Raw genomic sequence first — 19,859 nt, forward strand, 5'->3', positions numbered from 1 at the left:
CGACCATGAACGCCCGCACCGATGCCGCGCTGCTGCAGAACGAGAACATGAGCCACCACCTGAACAATTCGCACCTCGACGCCCTGGAAGAGGAAACCATCTTCATCCTGCGCGAGGTCGCCGCCGCCTTCGAGCGCCCCACCCTGCTGTTCTCGGGCGGCAAGGACTCGCTGGTGATGCTCAAGTGCGCGGAGAAGGCCTTCGGCGCGGGCCGCATCCCCTACCCGCTGCTCATGATCGACACGGGCCACAACTTCCCCGAGGTCACGGATTTCCGTGACTCCCGCGCCAAGGAACTGGGCGCTGAGCTCATCGTGCGCAATGTGGAAGATTCCATGGCACGCGGCACCGTGCGCCTGGCCCACCCGGGCGAGAGCCGCAACGTGCACCAGTCGGTCACGCTGCTCGAAGCCATCGAGGAGTTCCGCTTCGACGCGCTGATCGGCGGCGCGCGCCGCGACGAAGAGAAGGCCCGCGCCAAGGAGCGCATCTTCTCGCACCGCGACAGCTTCGGCCAATGGCAGCCCAAGGCCCAGCGCCCCGAGCTGTGGACCCTGTTCAACACCCGGCTGCAGCCCGGCGAGCACTTTCGCGTGTTCCCCATCAGCAACTGGACCGAACTCGATGTGTGGCAGTACATCGACCGCGAGCAGATCGGCCTGCCCAGCATCTATTACACGCACAAGCGCGAAGTGGTGGACCGCAAGGGCCTGCTGATGCCCGTGACCGAGCTCACGCCGCCACGCGAAGGCGAGACGGTGCAGACGCGCGACGTGCGCTTTCGCACCGTGGGCGACATCACCTGCACGGCACCGGTGGAAAGCACGGCGGCCACCCCGGGCGAGATCGTCATCGAGACCCTGGCCGCCGACGTGAGCGAGCGCGGCGCGACCCGCATGGACGACAAGACGAGCGATGCCTCGATGGAAAAGCGCAAGAAGGACGGGTATTTCTGATGACCACCGCACACCAAGCCACCGCACCGGCCGCCAGCGCCGCGGGCAGCAACCACGCCTCGGCCCTGAAGTTCATCACCTGCGGCAGCGTCGACGACGGCAAGAGCACACTGATCGGCCGCCTGCTGGTGGACAGCAAGGCCGTGCTGCAGGACCACCTGGCCGGCGTGCAGCGCCAGGGCGAGACCGACCTGGCCCTGCTGACCGACGGCCTCTCGGCCGAGCGCGAGCAGGGCATCACCATCGACGTGGCCTACCGCTACTTTGCCACCGAAGCGCGCAAGTTCATCATCGGCGACGCGCCCGGCCATGAGCAGTACACGCGCAACATGGTCACCGCCGCGAGCAGCGCCGACGCCGCCGTGGTGCTGGTCGATGCGACCAAGCTCGACTGGCAGAACCCGGCCCTGGCGCTGCTGCCGCAGACCCGCCGCCACTCGCTGCTGGCACACCTGCTGCGCGTGCACTCGCTGGTGTTCGCCGTGAACAAGCTCGATGCCGTGGCCAACCCCGAGCAGGCCTTTGCGCACATCAGCGCCGCCCTGGCGAAGTTTGCCGCGGATGCCGGCATTGCCGTGCGCGCCACGGTGCCGGTCTCGGCCCTGAAGGGCTGGAACGTGGTCGACGCCCATGCAGGCTGGTGCGGCTACAACGGCCCCACGCTGCTCGAAGTGCTCGAGCAGTTGCCCAACACACCTGCCGATACGGGCCTGCCGCTGGCCTTCCCGGTCCAATGGGTGGAGAAGTTCTCCTCCTCGTCCGACACCTCGCAGGGCCGCCGCGTGTTCTGGGGCCGCGTGGCCGCCGGCAACGTGGCGCCCGGCACGGCCGTGCAGATCTTCCCGAGCGGCCAGAGCGCCACCGTGGCCCAGGTGCTCGACCATGCACGCCGCCCCGTGGGCGTGGATGCCGGCCAGAGCGCCGGCATCATCCTCGACCGCGAGGTGGACGTGTCGCGCGGCGACTGGATCCTGGCCGCGCCTGCCGCAGCCGCGGCCCCGGCCGACGATGATTTCGACACGCCCGCCGCCGTGCCCGCCTGGCCTGCCAGCCGCGAGCTACTGACCACCGTGGCCTGGATGGACGACGAGCCTCTGGTCGCCGGCCGCGTGTACTGGGCGCTGCACGGCCACCGCTGGGTCAAGGCCAAGGTCAAGCGCGTGGTGCACCGCCTGGACATCAACACCCTGGCCGAGGACGATGCCACGCAGCTCGACCCCAACGCCATCGGCCATGTGGAACTGCTGCTGCAGGAGCCCCTGCCCGCGGCCTCCTTCGCCCAGGCACGGGTGCTCGGTTCGCTGATCCTGGTGGACACCGCGAGCCACAAAACGGCTGGCGCGGTCCTGGTCAACTGATCCTCATTCGCAATGGGCACCCATTTGTGTGCCCAAAACCCCTGCGTCACCTTCTCAGACCCAGGGGCCCCGCAACCCAAGGCCAGTGAAAGCTCCTAAAATAGAGGGTTTTCACTGACCCACACAACTCTCGTCATGACCCACGTCGTCTCCGAAAACTGCATCAAGTGCAAGTTCACCGATTGTGTGGACGTCTGCCCCGTGGACTGCTTCCGCGAAGGCCCGAACATGCTCGTCATCGATCCCGATGAGTGCATCGACTGCGCCGTCTGCATCCCCGAGTGCCCGGCCAACGCCATCTTTGCCGAAGAAGACCTGCCAGCCGACCAGATCGCTTTCATCAAGATCAACGCCGACCTGGCTTTCGCCGACGGCTGGAAGAGCATCACCAAGCGCAAGCCCGCCCTGCCCGACGCCGACGAGTGGAACGGCAAGCCCGGCAAGGTCAACGACCTGGTCCGCTGAGCGGCACCGCAGCTCCTTCACCGGTGTCCACGCCCGCGCAACCCTCCTCTCCCATCGCCACGGATGCCGTGGTCATCGGCGCAGGCCCCGTGGGCCTGTTCCAGGTCTTCCAGCTCGGCCTGCAGGGCATCACCGCCCATGTGATCGACGCCCTGCCCCATGCCGGCGGCCAGTGCGTGGAGCTGTACGGCGACAAACCCATCTACGACATCCCGGGCGTGCCCGTGTGCAGCGGGCGCGAGCTGGCCGCCCTGTTGCTGCAGCAGATCGCGCCATTCCAGCCGCACTGGCACCTGGCCAGCCTGGTCGCCTCCGTGGCGCTGCAGGACGATGGCCGCATCCTCGTCACCACCAGCCAGGGCCAGGCCCTGCTGGCCCGCTCGGTCTTCATCGCGGCCGGCGTGGGCGCCTTCGTGCCGCGCACGCTCAAGGTCGACGGCATCGAGCCCTGGGTGGGCACCCAGGTGCACTACCAGCACCTGCCCGCCGGCACCTCGGTGGCCGGCCAGCGCGTGGTGGTGCATGGCGGCGATGACGCCGCGGTGGCCCATGCCATCGCCCTGTCGGCCCTGCCCGAAGCCGAGGCCCCGGCCCGCATCCGCCTGCTGTACCGCCGCGATGCCTTCCAGGCCCCGCCCGAGCAGCTGCAGCAACTGCAGGCACTGCGCGACGCGGCCCGCGTGGAGGTCATCGTGGGCCAGATCACCGGCCTGGTCGCCGAGGGTGGTCGCCTGGCAGCGCTGCAGGTGGTGGACACCGAAGGCCAGACGGCGAGCGAGCCGCTTGACTGCCTGATTGCCGCGCTGGGCATCTCCCCGCGCCTGGGGCCCATCGCCGACTGGGGCATCGCCATCGAGCGCAAGCAGCTGGTGGTGGACACGGCGACGTTCCGCACCAGCGTGCCCGGCATCCATGCCGTGGGCGACATCAACACCTACCCGGGCAAGCGCAAGCTCATCCTGTGCGGCTTCCACGAAGCCACGCTGGCCGCCTTCGCGGCGGCCGAGGCCCTCACGGGCGACAAGGTGGCGCTGCAGTACACAACCACCAGCCCGCGCCTGCATGCGCTGCTGGGCGTGGCCACGCCGCAGGCGTCCTAGAAGCGCCGGGCTGTTGTGCTACCTTCGGCCCAATTCCACTGCGACAAGATTCCTGCATGACCCGCTGCCTGCTGGTGGATGACGATCCCGCCATCCGCACCCTGCTGCTCGACTACCTGGGCACCTTCGGCTTCACGACCGAGGCCGTGGGCGATGGCCGCGGCATGCGCGCCGCGCTGGCGCGCCAGGGCTTCGACGTGGTGCTGCTCGACCTGATGCTGCCCGACGAGGACGGCCTGACCCTGTGCCAGTGGGTGCGCCGCGACCATGGGCAGTTGCCGGTGATCGTGCTCACCGCCCAGGGCGACCCGATGTCGCGCGTGCTCGGCCTGGAACTCGGGGCCGATGACTACCTGGCCAAGCCCTTCGAGCCACGCGAACTGGTGGCCCGCATCAAGGCCGTGCTGCGGCGTGGTGCGGCCGCCCCGCCCCAGGCCGATGCACCCCAGGTGCGCTTCGAGGGCTGGACCTTCGACCGCCTGCGGCGCGAGCTGGTCTCGCCCGACGGCACCATGGTGGCCCTGTCGAGCGCCGAGTTCCGGCTGCTGGAGGCCTTCACGGCCCATGCCGGCAAGGTGCTCAGCCGCGACCGGCTGCTCGACCTCTCGCGCGCGCCCGGTGTGGTGGTGAGCGACCGCAGCATCGACCTGGCTGTCTCGCGTCTGCGCGGCAAGCTCGGCGAAGGCCAGCGCGAGCGCCCGCTGATCCGCACCATGCGCGGCGAGGGCTACCTGTTCGACGTCGAGGTGCAGCGGTGAACCAACCCGTGGCCTCGGGCAAGCGCTGGAACTGGCGCCGCCTGGACACGCTGTTCCTGCGCCTGTTCATCCTGATGTGGGTGGCGCTGGCGGGCAGCCACCTGGTGGCCTACCTCACGGTCACCAAGCTGCGCCACCAGCAGGACCTCTCCACCACGCTCTCGCGCCTGCCGCCGCTGGCCTCGCTGCCGCCCGGCAACCCCCTCACCGGTGCGGGCGTGCCTGGCGGCCCACCCAGGCCCGGTGGGCCCGGCGCCAATCCCTGGCCCGGGCCACCACCCATGGGCGGCGAACGCATGCCACCGCCGCCCCTGCAGCCGCCCGGCGGCACGGCAGCGGGCAGCGACGCCCGCCCACCCAATCCCTTCACCGCTGGCAACCCGCCGCGCATGAGCGGGCCCATGCCCCTCAATTCCCTGTGGATGGACTATGGCATCCGCTTCGTGCTGATCGGCCTGGCGGCCTTCCTCGGAGCGCGCTGGCTGTCGCGCCCCATGCTGCGCCTGTCCCACGCTGCCAGCGCCCTCTCGCAGGGCATCGACAAGGGCGGCAAGCCGCCCGTGCTCGACGAAACGCTGGGTACCGTGGAGGTGCGCAATGCCGCCCAGGTGTTCAACCAGATGTCGCAGCGGCTCAAGGAGCAGTTCGACGCACGCGGCCTGCACATGGCCGCCGTGTCGCACGACCTGCGCACGCCCCTGACCCGGCTGCGCATGCGCGTGGCCCAGTGGCCCGAGGGCCCGGCCCAGCAGGCCGCCATCAACGACATCCGCGAGATGGACGAGATGATCGGCGACACCCTGGCCGTGCTGCGCGAGCAGCACGAGGGCAGCGAAGCCCGCTCCATCGACCTGGTGGCCCTGCTGAGGCGCTGGTGGACGACCTGGCCGACCAGGGCCATCCCGTGGAGCTGCAGGCCCCTGCCAGCGCCACCCCCGTGCGGGTGCGGGCGCGCACCGCCGCGCTGCGCCGCGTGATCGGCAACCTGGTGGGCAATGCCGTGCGCCATGGCGGTGGGGCCTCCCTCACCGTGCATGCCTTGCCCGAGGGCGCCGTGCTGCACATCGACGATTCGGGGCCCGGTATTCCCGAGGCGCAGCTGGGGCTGGCCCTGGAGCCCTGGGTGCGCCTGTCGCAGGATGCGGCGCCTGCTCCCCACGCCATGGCGGGCGACCTGCCGGCGCGCACCGCCGGTTACGGGCTGGGCCTCGCCATCGCGCGCGACCTGGCGGAGCGCGATGGCTGCCGGCTGAGCCTGCACAACCGCCCCGAGGGTGGGCTGCGTGCGCAGCTGGTGATACCGCAGGCAGGCTGACTGTCGCGTGTTTGTTGAGTGCGGAGGCCGGGATGTGCGCCCGGCGGCGCACCTACTTGTCTTTTTGCTTCGCCAAAAGAAAGTAGGGCAAAGAAAAGGCGACCCCGCTGCCCGTGTCCCCCTCGCACTGCGTACGAGGGGGCAGCCTGCGATGCTCGGTCCTGGGGTGTGCCGCAGAACTCACTGCGTTTGGCCTTTGGCCAAACTCCGTTCAAACAGCTGCGGCAAGCTAGACAACGATGCGCGTGTCCTTCGGCACGCGCTCACCCCAGGCCCTGCGCTTCTCGGCACGGTCAAAAGGGGGTGCATACCAACACGGGCCATTGCTTCGCTCGGCCTGTGGTCCTTCGCTGCGCTCGGCTCGCCAGGGCGATCGCGTCCCAACCGTCGGCAGCGCGCAGCGCGAACCGACCCCAGGCGCAGCTGCGCAGCAGCAGCCGTATTTGTCCCCGCTCCCCACCCCTGCTGGCTGCGCCGAGAAGCGCAGGAGCTGGGGTGGGTGCGTGTGCCGCAGGACACACGCACTTCGTGATCTAGCTTGCCGCAGCTGTTTGAGCGGAGTTTGAAGAACGCAGCGAGTTCTGCGGCACCACCCCAGATCCGAGCATCGCAGGTTGCCCCCGTTTGCCCGACAGGGCGAACGGGGGACGCAGACTGGGGGTCGCCTTCTCTTTGGTGACTTTCTCTTGGCGACGCAAGAGAAAGTTACTGCGCCGCCGGGCGCACATCCCGGCCTCCGCCCTCAACCACACATCAGAAGCCACCACCCCAACCATTTCAAAAGCAGCCCAACAGCGTCCACATTTCAGCCCAGACACAAACTGCATAAACAGGTGTTACAGGATGGCGAGACACTGTGCACACGGTCACCCAGACAGCCCGCCACTCCAATGCAACGCGGTTCGGGTGAGTGGTTTTCTTTTTCAACCAGAACCTGCAAGCCCATGAACAACACTCTGTACCACGACGACGACACCGCTCACCACCATGGGCTCCAGCACGACCTCAAGACCCTGACGCGCCAGGCCGCCACGCGCCGCAATGCACTGCGCTGGCTGGCCGTGGCCAGCATGGCGCCGCTGTCCCTGCTCTCGGGCAACAGCATGGCCGACACGGCCAGCGACACCAGCACCGTGCTCAACTGGGCCCAGGCCACCTACCCGCAGTGGTTCCCCGCCAGCTCGGCCGTGGCGCAGAGCAACGCCAACTTCATCTTCCGCTTCTACCCCACCACCGACAACTACCTGGGCGTGAGCCTGCAGGACGCGAACCTGTACGCCTATGGCCGCGAGACCGGCTATGCCTTCCTGAACCTCGGCCCGCTCTCGCACTGGGTGAGCCTGGCCGCGGGCGGGGCCACCAGCCAGACCTGCAGCATCATCCCGCAGGAGACGGCCGGCCCCTACCCCGGTGATGGAACCAACAGCAACCAGTCGGGCGTGGCCAATGCGCTCACGCTCTCGGGCATCGTGCGCAGCGACATCCGCGCCAGCATCGGCGGCGCCACCGGCATTGCGGCCGGCATCCCCTTGCGCGTGGAGCTGGAGCTGGTCAACACCGCGTCGAGCTGCGCCAGCCTGTCGGGCTACGCCATCTACCTGTGGCACTGCACGCGCGACGGCCTGTACTCCATGTACTCGAACGGCGTCACCGCCGAAAACTACCTGCGCGGCGTGCAGGAGACCAGCGCCTCGGGCATTGCGACCTTCCAGTCCATCTTCCCGGGCTGCTATTCGGGCCGCATGCCGCACATCCATTTCGAGGTCTACCGCAACCTGGCCAGTGCCACGCGCGGCTCCAACGCCATCCGCACCTCGCAGATGGCCTTCCCCACGGCGGTGTGCCAGCAGGTCTACACCACCGACGGCTACAGCGCGAGCGTGCGCAACCTCTCGCAGATCAGCTTTGCCACGGACAACGTGTTCAGCGACGGCGTCTCGCTGCAGACAGCCACGGTGACGGGTGACAACACCAGCGGCTATGTGGCCAAGCTGCGCGTCGGCGTGAGCGGCTGATCCCCGACCCCTTTTCCTGCATTCCCTCCTTTGGGTGCTTCCGGCTGGCCGGGGCACCTTTTTTTCGTGCCCCGCGAGAGCGCACCGCCACCACGTCCGCACTACAGCCAGGCCACCCCTCGACCTACAGCCGCTCGGCCGGCATGCGCCCAGAATATGCCCACGACACCGGGAGACTTCCATGAGCGCGATTCCACCCAAGGACACCTACCAGTTGGTCTTCGACCGCCTCACCGAGCAGGACTCGACCACCGCGGAGCGCACAGCGCGGCTGCTGGCCCAGGTCATCGACCACCTGGAGCAGCGCCGGGAGCTGGACCGCCAGGAAATCGAGGAAATGGTCCACAAGCTCGGCTGAAGTGAAACACCCCCTGAGTCGCTTCGCGCCTTCACCCCTCTCTCAACTCGCTGCGCGAGTCGGGAGGGGGACGCCCCCAGCGCGGCGGGGCGGCCCTTGCGCGGGGGCACTGGCCTCGAACGTGCCCGTTTCAAGCGTCGCCGGTGGCGCGCAGCGCAATGGACGACTGATACCCCTGTCCCCGTGCAGGCGGGTATCCATGCGCGGCCAATGCCTTTGGTGCAGAAGGGCCAAAGACCGGTTCAGTAGCATGTCCACTCACCTGTACAAGGACTCGACCTACCCATGAATGCTTCGCTTCGCACCACCTCGGCCGTCATCGCCCTGGCCATGGCCGCCCTGACCGTTCCTACGCTCGCGCAGGCCAAGCGCATGGGTGGCAGCAGCAAGCCTGCTGCGGCCCGCCCAGCACCAGCGGCCGCAACCGCCGCGCCGAAGGCTCCGGCAACGCCAGCCACCCCGGCAGCCACACCAGCCGCTGCGGCCCCAGCGGCGGCGGCAGCCCCCGCTGCAGCAGCGGCACCCGCAGCGCGTCCCGGCATCGGCTCCACCCTGGGTGCTGCTGCCATCGGGGGCGTGGCCGGTGCCATGGTCGGCAGTGCCATCGCCAGCCCCAGCGCGGACAAGGACACCAAGGACAAGGAAGCCAAGCTCAAGGAAGCCGAAGCCGCCGACAAGGAAGCCAAGGAACTGCAGCGCAAAGCCGATGAAGCCAAGGCCAAGGCCGAGGCAGCACGTACCGCAGCCAAGTAACTCCATAGGCCCGCTACAGCGGGCCCGCCATGCGGCTACTCCAGCGCCCTTGAGGCGCCCAGCGCAAACACGGAGTTGGGAACCCCTTCCCTGGGCAACTGCGGGCGAGGCTTCACGCGCTTGGCGGGGCTGTTTTTCTCTGCGGCAATGTGCACGCGCTCGATGGGCGTCTGCTGGCTCACCAGCTCGGCCACGGACACCGATGCCAGGTACTCCATCACCGAGTGGTTGAAGGCGGCCCAGAGGTCCGCCGTCATTGCGCCCTGCGAGCTGCTCATGGCATCGCCCAGCCTGCCGGCACCACCCGGCTTGCCGACCTCCGAGGCCAGCACGATGTCGGCCACCGAGATATCGCGCGCGCCCCGGGCCAGGGTGTAGCCGCCGCCCGGGCCCCGCGTGCTGATCACCAGCCCCGCCTGGCGCAACCCACTGAAAAGCACCTCCAGGTAGGACACGGAAATCTCGTACCGCTCGCTCAGGGCAGACAGCGCCACCGGGCTGCCCACGGAGCGGGACGCCAGATCCACGATGGCGACGACGGCAAATTTGCTACGGGTGGTCAGGCGCATGGGCGGCTCCGGAAATGGGGTTGGGGGTGCTCCGCGAGCACCCGGTGGTTGTTCTTGTTCATGGTGGTTCTTCTTTCAGGCATCGGCGCAGCCCTTTTGCACCACCCTCAGCAGCAGTTGCATCCAGCCGGCATGGCCCCAGTCCAGCGCCTCCAGCACGGAGGCAGCGGGCGCCTGTCCGCGGGCCAGGTCCACGTCGAACGTGCCGTCGGCCTTGTCGGCCGCCACCCGAACGGCGGCGCCCAGCAGCGGGATCGCGAGCGGCGGCCGGGGTCCGTCCGGGCCATCGGCATCGATGCGCAGCACACACCCGGGCAGCAGCCCGTAGCTCCAGCGGCGCTCGGGATGGGCCTCGGCCCCCAGCGTGTTCATGTGCGCCAGGCGCTGGGCCTGGGTCATGCCAAAGGGGTCCGACAGCGGCGCATCCTGCTGGGGGTAGCCGTCGATGCAGGCGGCGCCCAAGGCGATGGCCGCCGCCGCAAACGCGAAGCGCCAGCGCTGCCAGACGGCGAGCGGCCTGTATGTCAGCCAGGAGGCTTCGGTCACGAGTGCATCCCAGGTGGATGGACAGACCCCGGAGAGGGAGGATGGTCGATTTCCATGGTGAATCTCAGGGGCCAGGCCAGCGCTCCGATACTGGCAGCGCATGGGGACCGGCGGCGGTTCAATCAATGCAATGGGAGGGTCGCGCAGCGGCCATGTGCGCGCGGCTGAAGGCTGCCAGGGAGGTCGGCAGCCAACGAGGGAGAACCGCTTCGCAAGCGAAGCGAGGGGGAGCCGGCCGCTGGCCGGCTGCTCAGGCGAGGATGCCTGGGGCCTTTGGTGGTTTGTGCGGCGGCGCAAGTGCCACGGAGGGCGTGCGCACCTGGGCGAGCGGGATCAGGCCCCTGGCCGCTGCGGCGCCGGTACCGGCCAGCGCCATGGGCTGCAGCAGGTCCGGAAAGTCCTGCCGGTCATCGAGCAGGGCATGGTCGTCGGCATCGGAGTTGGCGCCGGGGACTTCGTGCCCCGGTGCGGTCTGGCTCAGCACCGCCAGGTCCTGTTGCGGCTCGAACGATGGGAAGGGTTTGCTGGAGCCGACGACGGAAATCCCCACGCACAGCAGAAAGTGCAGAAGGAAGACGGCGACAAGGCTCCGGAACATGGTGGCCAATTATAGGCAGCATGGCGGGCCTCCCGGGCCCGCCATGGATTCACATTGCCATCGGCAATGACCGAGATCAAGGAAGCACTTCGAACACCAGGTACTGGTTGCGGTCGGTGGTCGAGTCGGCTGTCGGGAAGTTGTCGTCGGCCACCACCACCAGCGAGTCGCGGCCGTTGGCCAGTTTGGGGCCGAAGGTGATGCCCTCCAGGTTGGCAATGCCGCCGAGCTGGGCCTTCAAGGTCTCGAAGTCGAGCACCAGGCGCTTGGTGACAGGCGTGTAGCTGGCACCGGCCAGGGCAGACGTGGTCAGCACATTGGTGGCATTGGCGGTGTTGATCTCGTACAGGCGCGCCTGGTTGCCCACCACGCCGACCGAGAAGCTGCGCTCCAGCACCAGGAAACGCGTGGCACTCAGGGCCAGGATTTCGGTGGCGCCGCTGACCGTGAACTGGTCCGCAGGCACCGGCACGGCCTGCACCTTGTCCACGGGGTAGGCGTACTGCGCCACGGCGGCACCGGTGCTGCGGTCGAACATCGTGATGCGCGAGACGCTGCCGGCGGTGGTGGTCGATGCCGGGCCGTCCTGCAGCAGTGCGCCTTCCATCAGCACGGCGGCGCGGCTGTTGTCGGGCGTGAAGGCGATGCCTTCGAAGGCCAGGTTGCCGCGCGGGCCGGTGTTGTCGGCCGACATGCGGAACATCGCGGGGATCTGGTACTCGCGCACATGGGTGCCGTCCGGGCGGATCTCGCGGATGAAGGGGTCGATGATGCGCGCGGCGCTCGTGCCCGAGGCCAGCGTGCGGTCGCCTTCGCTGACCCAGACGTAGTTGCCCGTGGCGCGGTCGATGCGCACCGATTCGGGGTCGGCCACCAGCGGATCGGGCACCTTGGGGTACACCGCGCCATTGGGCTGCTTCATGCTGAAGGTCGACAGGAACTGCACGCCGCTGAAGCTGCTGGTGTCGTAGTTCAGGCGCACGGTGTACATGCGCGGCGCATTGGCCGAGTCGGTCGTGGTGCGGTCGTCCGACAGCAGGATGAACTGGTTGCTCTTCTCGTCGTAGTCGATGCCCGAGATGCCGCCCACCACCGTGCCCTGGTACTCCATGCGGCGTGGCAATACCTGCTGGCCGATGAGGCGCAGCGAGCCGACGCTGCGCTCGCTGCCGTTGTTGTCGTCGCTGCCGCCACAGGCGGCGAGCAGTGCGGTGGCGGCACACACGGCGCCCATGGTCCAGATGCTGCGAAGAATGGCTGTCATTGTGGTTTTCCCCTCGTGAGTAAAGCGGGGGAGTCTAGGGAGCGCATGTGACAGAACGGAGACCGGCCCGTGGCGCGAGATGCAGGCACCCCGATGCCGCAAGGCACGCAAGTGATGGTAAATTTTCTGGCTATTTCCAAGGACACCTTGTGCCGCTGTTGAAACTTTCGTGCGCCAACTGCTCTGCCCCCCTGCAAATCGGAGAGGACCTGGAACGCTTTGCCTGCAGCTACTGTGGGACCGAGCAGATCGTGGGGCGCTCCGGAGGCATCGTCTGGTTGCGAAAGGTGGAGACCGCAATCAAGGCCGTGCAACGGGGCACCGACCGAACAGCGGCAGAGCTCGCCCTGGTGCGGCTGGACCGTGAACTCGGCGAAGCCCAGGCGGGCAGGGCTGCGTTGATCCACACGGCGAACGCGCAGTTTGCAAAAGCCAACGCCCACCGCAGCAGCATTGCTTCGATCGCGTTCCTGGCTGCAGCATTGCTGTTTCCCATGGTCGTTGGCCTTTTCGGCAGGCACATCAGGGAGGGTGAATCCTTGTTCGTCTGGGCCATGGTCAGTCTGGGCACGCCCCTGGCCGTCTATTATTCGATCAAGGCGCCCACCCGCGTCGACATCCAACAGCCCTTGGCGGAAATCGATGCCCGAATCGCCCAGATTGAGGAAGACATCGGTTTGAGCCGTGCCGTTCTGGATGCTCCGCAGACCTGACGGTGGCGCAGCACGGCCGACATGGTTGACCGCCTTCTACCTCGCATCCAGGCCCGCCTCGCGCGGGCCTTTTTACGTCCGGTTGCAACCCGGAGATAGAATCCGCCTTCGCTAGGGGTGTCGGCCTGCGCAAGCAGCTCCGACTGAGAGAGTCCCTTTGAACCTGATCGACGAGGTAGACAACGCCTACGGCGATGCCTATTCGGGCGCCGTGTCGGCCCACAGCCTGCTGCCGCGCTGGGGCGTGCGCCGCTGGGGCATCGTGATGGCGGCAGGCTGCACCGCGCTGGCGCTGGTGCTGCCCATGCACAGCCTGGAGCCCTTCCTGCTACTGCTCAGCTCGGTGTTCGTGCCCCTGTTCGGCGTGATCCTCGGCCGCCTGGCCTTTGGCACCGATGCCCCGGCGTTGCTTAAGCAAGTGCCCCAGGTGAACTGGCTGCCCGTGGCCATCTGGCTCCTGGGCGTCGCGGCCTACCATGTGGCGCCACTGGTGCTGCCGGGCGCGGGATCGGCGCTGCCGGCGCTGGTGTTCAGCTTCGCTCTGGCCTGGGCAACACGACCCAAAGCCTGACGGGTTGATTGATCAGAACACCCGCTGCGCCACCGGCGCATAGCCATGGTTCAGCGGGCCGTGGCCAGCACCCGTGACCACATGGGCACCGGCCGAAATCGCGCCCAGGATGTAGGCGCGGGCGCTTTCCACCGCCTGCTGCAGCGGCTGACCCAGCGCCAGCTGCGAGGCGATGGCGGACGACAGCGTGCAACCCGTGCCATGGCCATTGTGCGTGGCGATGCGGGCCGACTGCAGGCGGTGACCGGCCTGGCCGGGCGCCGTGGCCAGCACATCCACCACCCAGTCGCCGGGCAGGTGACCGCCCTTGAGCAGCGCGGCGCGCGCACCCAGGCCCAGCAGGTCCTGCGAGGCCTGCTCCAGGTCATCCATGCCCGCCAGGGTGCGGCCCAGCAGCCAGCCGGCCTCGTCGAGGTTGGGCGTGATCACCTCGGCCAGCGGGAACAGCTCCCGCACCAGCACACCGACCGTCTCCTGCGCGATCAGGCGGTCGCCGCTGGTGGCCACCATCACCGGGTCGAGCACCACGTGGGGCAGCCGGTATTCGCGGATGGCGTTGGCGACCACGTGCACCACCTCGGGCGAATGCAGCATGCCGATCTTCACCGCATCGACGCCGATGTCCTGTACCACGGCGTCGATCTGGGCCTTGAGCATTTCGGGCGGAATGCCGTGGATGCCCGTCACACCCCGGGTGTTCTGCGCGGTGATGGCGGTGATGGCCGTCATGCCGTAGCAGCCCAGCGCGGCAAAGGTCTTGAGGTCGGCCTGGATGCCTGCGCCGCCCCCGCTGTCGGAGCCGGCGATCGAGAGCACGCGCGCATAGCGCGGGGCCGTGGAGGGCCCTGCGGCCGCGTTGGAAGGGGCTGAAGTCATAGGGCCGAAATTATCCCTTATGACCTGGGTCAGCCAACGGCAGGGGCAATGTGCTGTAATTGCGGTTCACGGACGAAACAGGGGTGTCCCGCCGATACGGCGTGCGACTGAGAAAATACCCTGGGGCTGCGTGCGGCCCCGCTACCCGATCCAGGTCATGCTGGCGTGGGGAGTTTCCACAGCGACGGTAAGCAGCCATCCCGTTTTGTCCACCTGTTGTTGCACAGCTGGACGCATGACCCTTTCTTCCTCCTCGTCGTTTGCCATTCTGGGCGCAGGCCTCATGGGCCGGCTGCTGGCCGTCGAACTGGCGCGCCAGGGCCACGCCGTGGACATCTACGACGCCGCGGGCCCTGCGGCCGAGCAGTCAGCCGCCACGGTGGCCGCCGCCATGCTGGCGCCGCTGGCGGAGTCGGCGGTGACCGAACCGGGCGTGGTGCGCATGGGCCAGCACGCCCTGGTGCGCTGGCCACAACTGCTTTCGCAGTTGGCACAACCGGTGTTCTTCCAGCAGGAAGGCACGCTCATCGTCTGGCACCGGCAGGATGCGGCCGAGGCCCAGCGCCTCACCCTCCAGTTGCAGACCAACCACCGGGCCATCCCCGATCTGCCAGCACTGCAGGTGCTTGACGGCACGGGCCTGGCCACGGTGGAGCCGGCCCTGGCCGGGCGCTTCACCAAGGGCCTTTACCTGCCTGGAGAAGGCCAGCTCGACAACCGCCAGTTGCTGGCCGCCCTGCTGCACGAGATGCAGCGCCTGGGTGTGCGCACGCACTGGCATGCGCCGCGCCACCCCGATGCTTTTGCCCCCGGCGAGCCGGGCCAGCCCGACTGGGTGCTGGACTGCCGCGGCCTGGGTGCGCGCGACCCGTGGCGCGCGCTGCGCGGCGTGCGCGGCGAGGTGGTGCGTGTGCATGCGCCCGAGGTCACGCTGCAGCGCCCCACGCGCCTGGTGCACCCGCGCTACCCGATCTACATCGCGCCCAAGGAAGACCATCTCTTCGTGATCGGCGCGACCGAGATCGAGTCCGACGACCTGTCGCCCGCGAGCGTGCGTTCCATCCTGGAACTGCTGAGCGCCGCCTACGCCGTGCACAGCGGCTTTGCCGAGGCGCGCATCGTGGAGGTGGCCACCCAGTGCCGCCCCACCCTGCCCGACAACCTGCCCGCCATCCGCCAGCAGCGCCCGGGGGTGCTCGAAGTCAACGGCCTGTACCGCCACGGCTTCATGATCGCGCCGGCCATGCTGGACGTGGTGATGGAAGTGCTGGGCACAGGCCGGTCCGCCCTCGCCCCCCGATTCGATTTGAACCTGCAGTTGCTGCAACAGCCCCACGAGGCTGCGGCCGCCCTATCGCCATGAACGTTTCCATCAACCAGATCCCGCACGAGCTGCCCGAAGGCGCCACCGTCGCCGCCGCAGTGGCCGCCATCGCCGCGCGCCCGCCCTTTGCCGTGGCCGTGAACACCATCTTCGTGCCCAACAGCCGCTATGCGGCGCAAGCCTTGAACCCGGGTGACAAGGTCGAAGTCATTTCCCCCGTCACCGGCGGCTGAACCCCTCCCACCACCATGACCACACCCAACGATCCCCTGGTCCTGTACGGCCAGACCTTCGCCAGCCGCCTGCTGCTGGGCACCTCGCGCTACCCGTCGCCAGCAGTGCTGGAGGCTGCGGTAAAGACCTCGCGCCCCGCCATGGTCACGGCCTCGCTGCGCCGCCAGGGCAGCAACCCGGCCGAGTCGGGCAGCAGCTTCTGGGAGCTGCTGCGCCGCCTGGACGTACCCGTGCTGCCCAACACCGCGGGCTGCCACAGCGTCCAGGAGGCCATCACCACCGCGCAGATGGCACGCGAGGTGTTCAACACGCCGTGGATCAAGCTCGAACTGATCGGCGACGACTACACACTGCAGCCCGACACGCTGAATCTGGTGGGTGCGGCCGAGCACCTCATCAAAGAAGGCTTCCAGGTGCTGCCCTACTGCACCGAGGATTTCGTGCTCTGCCAGCGCCTGGTGGACGTGGGCTGCCAGGCCGTGATGCCCTGGGCCGCCCCCATCGGCACCGGCCGCGGCCCGGTGAACCCCTATGCACTGCAGATGCTGCGCGAGCGGCTGAAAGTGCCCATGCTGGTGGACGCCGGCCTGGGCCTGCCCTCGCATGCCTGCCAGGTGATGGAATGGGGCTACGACGGCGTGCTGCTCAACACCGCCGTGGCCCTGGCCCAGGACCCCGTGGCCATGGCCGGCGCCTTTGCCAATGCCGTGCACGCCGGCCGCACGGCACGCCTGGCCGGTGCCATGTCGGCGCAGGACGCCGCCCAGCCCAGCACGCCCGTGCTGGGCACCCCCTTCTGGCACCACGACGACCATGCCTGATACCGCCCCCACCGAACTGGCCAAGGCCATCGTGGCGCACCATGCCGCCACGTTTGCAGGCTTCGCGCCGCAACCCGTGCCCACGCCCACCTCCGGCGAGCCCGCCTACCTGGCGGCGCTGCAGGCGGCGAGCACCCTGGGCTTCATCGCCCACGATGCCGAGTGCATCGCCCGCGCCTGGCAGGCCCGTACCGTGCGCACCGGCGCCGTGAACCCCGAGGCCTGGCCCGACGAGCCCGCCGACTTCGGCCTGCAGGGCCTGCCGCGCGCGCAGGCCTTTGCCACCGGCCCCGATGCGTTGGGCCTGTACGCCGTACTGCCCGATGCCGCCTGGGTCGGCCGCATGGCCCGCGCAGGCGTGCCCACGGTGCAATTGCGCTTCAAGTCGGACGACCCGGCCGCCATCGAGCGCGAGGTCAACGCCGCCGTGCAGGCGGTGCAGGGCACCGGTGCCCTGCTGTTCATCAACGACCACTGGCGCGCTGCGATCAATGCCGGCGCCTACGGCGTGCACCTGGGGCAGGAAGACCTGGACGCACTGAACGCGGCCGACCTGCAGACCTTGCGCACATCGGGCATTCGCCTGGGCGTGAGCACCCATGGCTATGCCGAGATGCTGCGTGCCGATGCCGTGGGCCCGAGCTACATCGCCATGGGCGCCGTATTCCCCACCACGCTCAAGAAGATGGCCACCGCGCCACAGGGTGTGGGCCGGCTGCACGGCTATGCACGGCTGCTGCGCAGCTACCCGCAGGTGGCGATCGGGGGCATCGGCGAGGCGCAGTTCCCCGAGGTGCTGGCCACGGGCGTGGGCTCGATCGCCGTGGTGCGTGCGCTGGTCAATGCGCCCGACCCCGAGGCGGCGGCCGCGGCGCTGATGCAGGCCATGCAGCGCCCCTGAAGGCGCCGGCAACGCAAACAAGCGTCGCAACACACCGGAAGCCGGCAAGCGACCCCACAAGAAAACAGGCCCCGGAGGCCTGTTTTTTTACTTCTTGCGTTGGTTGTCGTCCTGGCGCTGCTCCAGCTCCAGGCGCAGCTCCATGAGGTCGTTCTCCGCACCGAAGCCCACGGCCTGGCCGGCTGGCGGTGGGGGCGTGACCGGCACGGGCGGCAGGTCGCTCAGCGTCAGGTGCAGGGGCTCGGACAGGTCCACGTCCAGGCTCACCGACGACTTGGTATAGGTGGCCGGTGGATTGCGCGGCTGCGCCGAGGTCAGCGGTGCTGGTGCCGAGGAAACCCCGCCGATGGGTGCCATGCCCGAAGCGGGCTCCAGGGTCAGCTCGGCAGGACCGGACTGCCGCGCCATCGGCGCGGGCGCAGACGATGCCGGAGCACCACCGAAGTCGAACTCCAGGCTGGCGGCCAGCGAGTCGAGCGGGAAATCGGGTTCCGTATTCTCCAGCGGCATGAGAAAGTTCAGGCCCTTCTCGGCGGCCGCTTCGAAAGAAACCTCCGTGGGCGTGGTGCGCTTGCGCGGTGGCGGTGCTCCCCGCATGCTCGGCGGCGTGGTCTGCGCGATGCCCAGCAGCAGCAGCAGGTCATCGTAGGCAGCCAGATCGAAGGGCTCGGCCGCCTGGTTGCCTGCACGGTGGAACAGGAACTTGTCCAGCGTGTGCAGCACGGCTGGCGAGCTCCACTCGGCCTCGATCTCGGCCAGTGCCTCGGGGTAACGGTCCAGCGGACGGCCCTGGCGGTTGAAGGCCGAGAACTCGGGCACCTTGGCGTTGAAGTAGCGCATGAACTGCGAGCGCAGCTGCATGAAGTCTTCGGCGCGGCTCAGGGTGTGGAACAGGCGCAGCAGCTCCAGGTAGGCCACGGGCGTGGTTTCCTTGTGGTCCACGATGTGCTTGCGCAGCACCTCCACCGCCTGGTTGTGCTCGCCCACCGAGACAAAGAACTCGGCCTGCTGCTGGATGTCGAACACGTCGTCAGGGTTGACGATCTTCAGGGCCCGTGCCGGCTCGGCGGCGGGGGCTGCCGCCTTGGCCTGCACCGGCAGCCGGACGGCTGCCGCCGCAGCCACCGCCGTGGGCGCGGCATACAGCGGCGCTGGCGCGGACGCTGTCTTGACATCCTTGAACAGCGCGGCACTGCCGGACGGTGCCAGCAAATCGCCCTTCACCGATGGGACGGGCAGGGTTTCGAGCGGTTCCCATCCGGGATCGACCTGCCCTGCCGTGGGGGCGCTGGAATCGACCGCGCTGACCTTGACCGACTCACGCCACGACTTCTCGGACAGCACGGCCTGGCGGCTTGCACGCTGCCAGACCCAGGCCAGCAGGCCCAATGCAAGCGCCAGCAAGGCCCCCAGCACATACACGACCGTGGCCGGAAAGCGCTCCTGCGCCTCGTCGAGCTGCTGCTGCAATTGCTGCGTGGCAGCGAGCTGCTGGGCCGAACCCGCCTTCACGGTCTTGGCCTCGGCCTCCAGCACGCGCAGGCGCTCGGCGTCCTGCGCCAGGCTTTCGGGCGTGGCGTTCAGGGCCTTCCAGGCAGCGGCCGCCTCGGCGCGCAGGGGCGACGAGTCCTCCGCCGGGGCGGACAGCAGCTGGGTCGTGGCCCGCAGGGCCACCGGGCTTTCCAGCCACAGGTCCAGTGGCTCCAGCACCAGGCGCGGGCCAGCAGCTGCAGGCGCCGGTGCCTGCGCACTGGCCATCACGCGCGCATTGGCACGGGGGGCCGCAGATGCCGGGGCGCTGGCCCGCGGCGCAGCGCTGGCAGCCCTGGCAGGGGCCGACCGGGCCGGCGCCTCCGCAGCGCCACGGGCCGGGGCACCGCCCGCAGCGCGGTCAGAAGGGGAAGAGGCATTGGCCAGGCCCGATGCACCGGCACCGATGCCGCCCGCCAGCGCAGGTGACACGACCGGCAGTTGCCCGGCTGCCACAGGGGGAACCCGCCCAGGCGGGTCTGCCAGAAAGGTGTAGCTGCGCGTCACCTTGCCCGCACAGCCAGCGGTGAGCGTGACGGTCAGAACTGGCTCGTCGACGACCGAGGAGGTCTGCACGCGGATGGATGCTGCACGCCCGGCCGACTCGGCCTGGGGTGTCACGCGCACCCGGGCGGGGCTGACAGGGGTATCACCCGCGACAAGAGTGGCTCCGATACATGACGATGCGACGTCAGAACCCTGGTCTGGCTGGATGTCGAAGCTCAGATCGACCGGCGAACCGATCACCACGGCGCCCCGGCCGCTGCCCAGCGAAAGCGCCGAGGCGCCCAGGGCAACCACCCACAAACCAGCTCCCAAAATGGTGTTACGGAG

At 68.8% G+C, this 19,859-nt stretch carries 21 protein-coding genes and 1 pseudogene; 16 read left to right on the forward strand and 6 right to left on the reverse strand.

All coding sequences use genetic code 11. The features are described from left to right. The first annotated feature begins 5 nt into the window (after nt 1–5). From cysD to AC07PF_RS13155, 10 genes are all read left to right on the forward strand, one after another. On the forward strand, nt 6–956 hold the full coding sequence (gene cysD, locus AC07PF_RS13110) for a sulfate adenylyltransferase subunit CysD (RefSeq protein ID WP_145698600.1): 951 nt from the start codon (nt 6–8) through the stop codon (nt 954–956). Continuing rightward, nucleotides 956–2,314: a GTP-binding protein gene (locus AC07PF_RS13115; RefSeq protein WP_145698598.1), complete on the forward strand. Its 1,359-nt coding sequence runs from the start codon at nt 956–958 to the stop codon at nt 2,312–2,314. Before cysD ends, AC07PF_RS13115 begins: the two co-directional genes overlap by 1 nt. A gap of 135 nt (nt 2,315–2,449) precedes the next feature. Continuing rightward, nucleotides 2,450–2,779 (forward strand): ferredoxin FdxA, encoded by a 330-nt coding sequence (fdxA, locus tag AC07PF_RS13120; RefSeq protein ID WP_007857102.1) that lies wholly within the window; start codon nt 2,450–2,452, stop codon nt 2,777–2,779. Between the two features lie 23 nt (nt 2,780–2,802). Beyond that, nucleotides 2,803–3,879, forward strand: a complete 1,077-nt coding sequence (locus tag AC07PF_RS13125; RefSeq protein ID WP_494612164.1) for an NAD(P)/FAD-dependent oxidoreductase — start codon at nt 2,803–2,805, stop codon at nt 3,877–3,879. A gap of 56 nt (nt 3,880–3,935) precedes the next feature. Continuing rightward, entirely contained in the window at nt 3,936–4,637 is a 702-nt protein-coding gene (locus AC07PF_RS13130) for a response regulator (protein WP_007857100.1), read from the forward strand. After that, nucleotides 4,634–5,614, forward strand: coding sequence for a HAMP domain-containing protein (locus AC07PF_RS13135; protein WP_494612165.1), 981 nt, complete (start codon nt 4,634–4,636; stop codon nt 5,612–5,614). Before AC07PF_RS13130 ends, AC07PF_RS13135 begins: the two co-directional genes overlap by 4 nt. Continuing rightward, nucleotides 5,512–5,952: a sensor histidine kinase gene (locus AC07PF_RS13140; protein ID WP_494612166.1), complete on the forward strand. Its 441-nt coding sequence runs from the start codon at nt 5,512–5,514 to the stop codon at nt 5,950–5,952. The genes AC07PF_RS13135 and AC07PF_RS13140 overlap by 103 nt, the downstream gene beginning before the upstream one ends. Before the next feature lie 944 nt (nt 5,953–6,896). After that, the gene (locus tag AC07PF_RS13145; protein ID WP_494612167.1) at nt 6,897–7,967 is read left to right on the forward strand and encodes a peptidase associated/transthyretin-like domain-containing protein; all 1,071 of its coding nucleotides are present in this window, start codon (nt 6,897–6,899) and stop codon (nt 7,965–7,967) included. A 181-nt stretch (nt 7,968–8,148) separates the two neighbouring features. Continuing rightward, a complete protein-coding gene (locus AC07PF_RS13150) occupies nt 8,149–8,325 on the forward strand; it encodes a hypothetical protein (protein WP_007855676.1) in 177 nt (58 codons plus the stop codon). A gap of 285 nt (nt 8,326–8,610) precedes the next feature. Continuing rightward, on the forward strand, nt 8,611–9,078 hold the full coding sequence (locus AC07PF_RS13155) for an ABC transporter substrate-binding protein (protein ID WP_494612168.1): 468 nt from the start codon (nt 8,611–8,613) through the stop codon (nt 9,076–9,078). Nucleotides 9,079–9,113: 35 nt separating this feature from the next. Here AC07PF_RS13155 and AC07PF_RS13160 read toward each other — a convergent pair whose 3' ends face one another. The 4 genes from AC07PF_RS13160 to AC07PF_RS13175 all read right to left on the reverse strand — a co-directional run bounded on the left by AC07PF_RS13160 (nt 9,114) and on the right by AC07PF_RS13175 (nt 12,055). Then, nucleotides 9,114–9,647 carry an Rrf2 family transcriptional regulator gene (locus AC07PF_RS13160; RefSeq protein ID WP_494612169.1) on the reverse strand — a complete coding sequence of 178 codons (534 nt, stop codon included), beginning with the start codon at nt 9,645–9,647 and terminating at the stop codon, nt 9,114–9,116. A 75-nt stretch (nt 9,648–9,722) separates the two neighbouring features. After that, nucleotides 9,723–10,193, reverse strand: a complete 471-nt coding sequence (locus AC07PF_RS13165) for a hypothetical protein (RefSeq protein WP_238541845.1) — start codon at nt 10,191–10,193, stop codon at nt 9,723–9,725. Nucleotides 10,194–10,443: 250 nt separating this feature from the next. Then, nucleotides 10,444–10,791, reverse strand: a complete 348-nt coding sequence (locus AC07PF_RS13170; protein WP_494608168.1) for a hypothetical protein — start codon at nt 10,789–10,791, stop codon at nt 10,444–10,446. Between the two features lie 76 nt (nt 10,792–10,867). Then, complete coding sequence (locus AC07PF_RS13175) at nt 10,868–12,055, reverse strand: esterase-like activity of phytase family protein (RefSeq protein WP_494612170.1); 1,188 nt, start codon at nt 12,053–12,055, stop codon at nt 10,868–10,870. 149 nt (nt 12,056–12,204) lie between these two features. Between AC07PF_RS13175 and AC07PF_RS13180 the strand changes: the two genes are divergently transcribed. After that, on the forward strand, nt 12,205–12,768 hold the full coding sequence (locus AC07PF_RS13180) for a TFIIB-type zinc ribbon-containing protein (RefSeq protein WP_494612171.1): 564 nt from the start codon (nt 12,205–12,207) through the stop codon (nt 12,766–12,768). 157 nt (nt 12,769–12,925) lie between these two features. Beyond that, a pseudogene (locus tag AC07PF_RS13185) lies at nt 12,926–13,339 on the forward strand (allantoin permease); the annotation flags it as partial. Nucleotides 13,340–13,351: 12 nt separating this feature from the next. Here the strand turns inward: AC07PF_RS13185 and thiD are convergent. Then, the gene (gene thiD / locus AC07PF_RS13190; protein WP_494612172.1) at nt 13,352–14,215 is read right to left on the reverse strand and encodes a bifunctional hydroxymethylpyrimidine kinase/phosphomethylpyrimidine kinase; all 864 of its coding nucleotides are present in this window, start codon (nt 14,213–14,215) and stop codon (nt 13,352–13,354) included. Between the two features lie 235 nt (nt 14,216–14,450). Between thiD and AC07PF_RS13195 the strand changes: the two genes are divergently transcribed. From AC07PF_RS13195 to AC07PF_RS13210, 4 genes are read left to right on the forward strand one after another with little or no spacing between them, the layout of a single operon-like run. Beyond that, entirely contained in the window at nt 14,451–15,578 is a 1,128-nt protein-coding gene (locus AC07PF_RS13195; protein ID WP_494612173.1) for an FAD-dependent oxidoreductase, read from the forward strand. Next, nucleotides 15,575–15,772, forward strand: coding sequence for a sulfur carrier protein ThiS (thiS, locus tag AC07PF_RS13200; RefSeq protein WP_007857516.1), 198 nt, complete (start codon nt 15,575–15,577; stop codon nt 15,770–15,772). Before AC07PF_RS13195 ends, thiS begins: the two co-directional genes overlap by 4 nt. Before the next feature lie 15 nt (nt 15,773–15,787). Then, nucleotides 15,788–16,594 carry a thiazole synthase gene (locus AC07PF_RS13205; RefSeq protein ID WP_494608176.1) on the forward strand — a complete coding sequence of 269 codons (807 nt, stop codon included), beginning with the start codon at nt 15,788–15,790 and terminating at the stop codon, nt 16,592–16,594. After that, entirely contained in the window at nt 16,587–17,495 is a 909-nt protein-coding gene (locus AC07PF_RS13210; protein WP_494612174.1) for a thiamine phosphate synthase, read from the forward strand. Before AC07PF_RS13205 ends, AC07PF_RS13210 begins: the two co-directional genes overlap by 8 nt. A gap of 87 nt (nt 17,496–17,582) precedes the next feature. On the opposite strand, the gene AC07PF_RS13215 is transcribed toward AC07PF_RS13210, so the two are convergent. Beyond that, nucleotides 17,583–19,844: a type IV pilus assembly protein FimV gene (locus AC07PF_RS13215; RefSeq protein ID WP_494612175.1), complete on the reverse strand. Its 2,262-nt coding sequence runs from the start codon at nt 19,842–19,844 to the stop codon at nt 17,583–17,585. Between the last annotated feature and the right edge of the window lie 15 nt (nt 19,845–19,859).

It is taken from the genome of Acidovorax sp. GW821-FHT10A04, assembly GCF_059415825.1.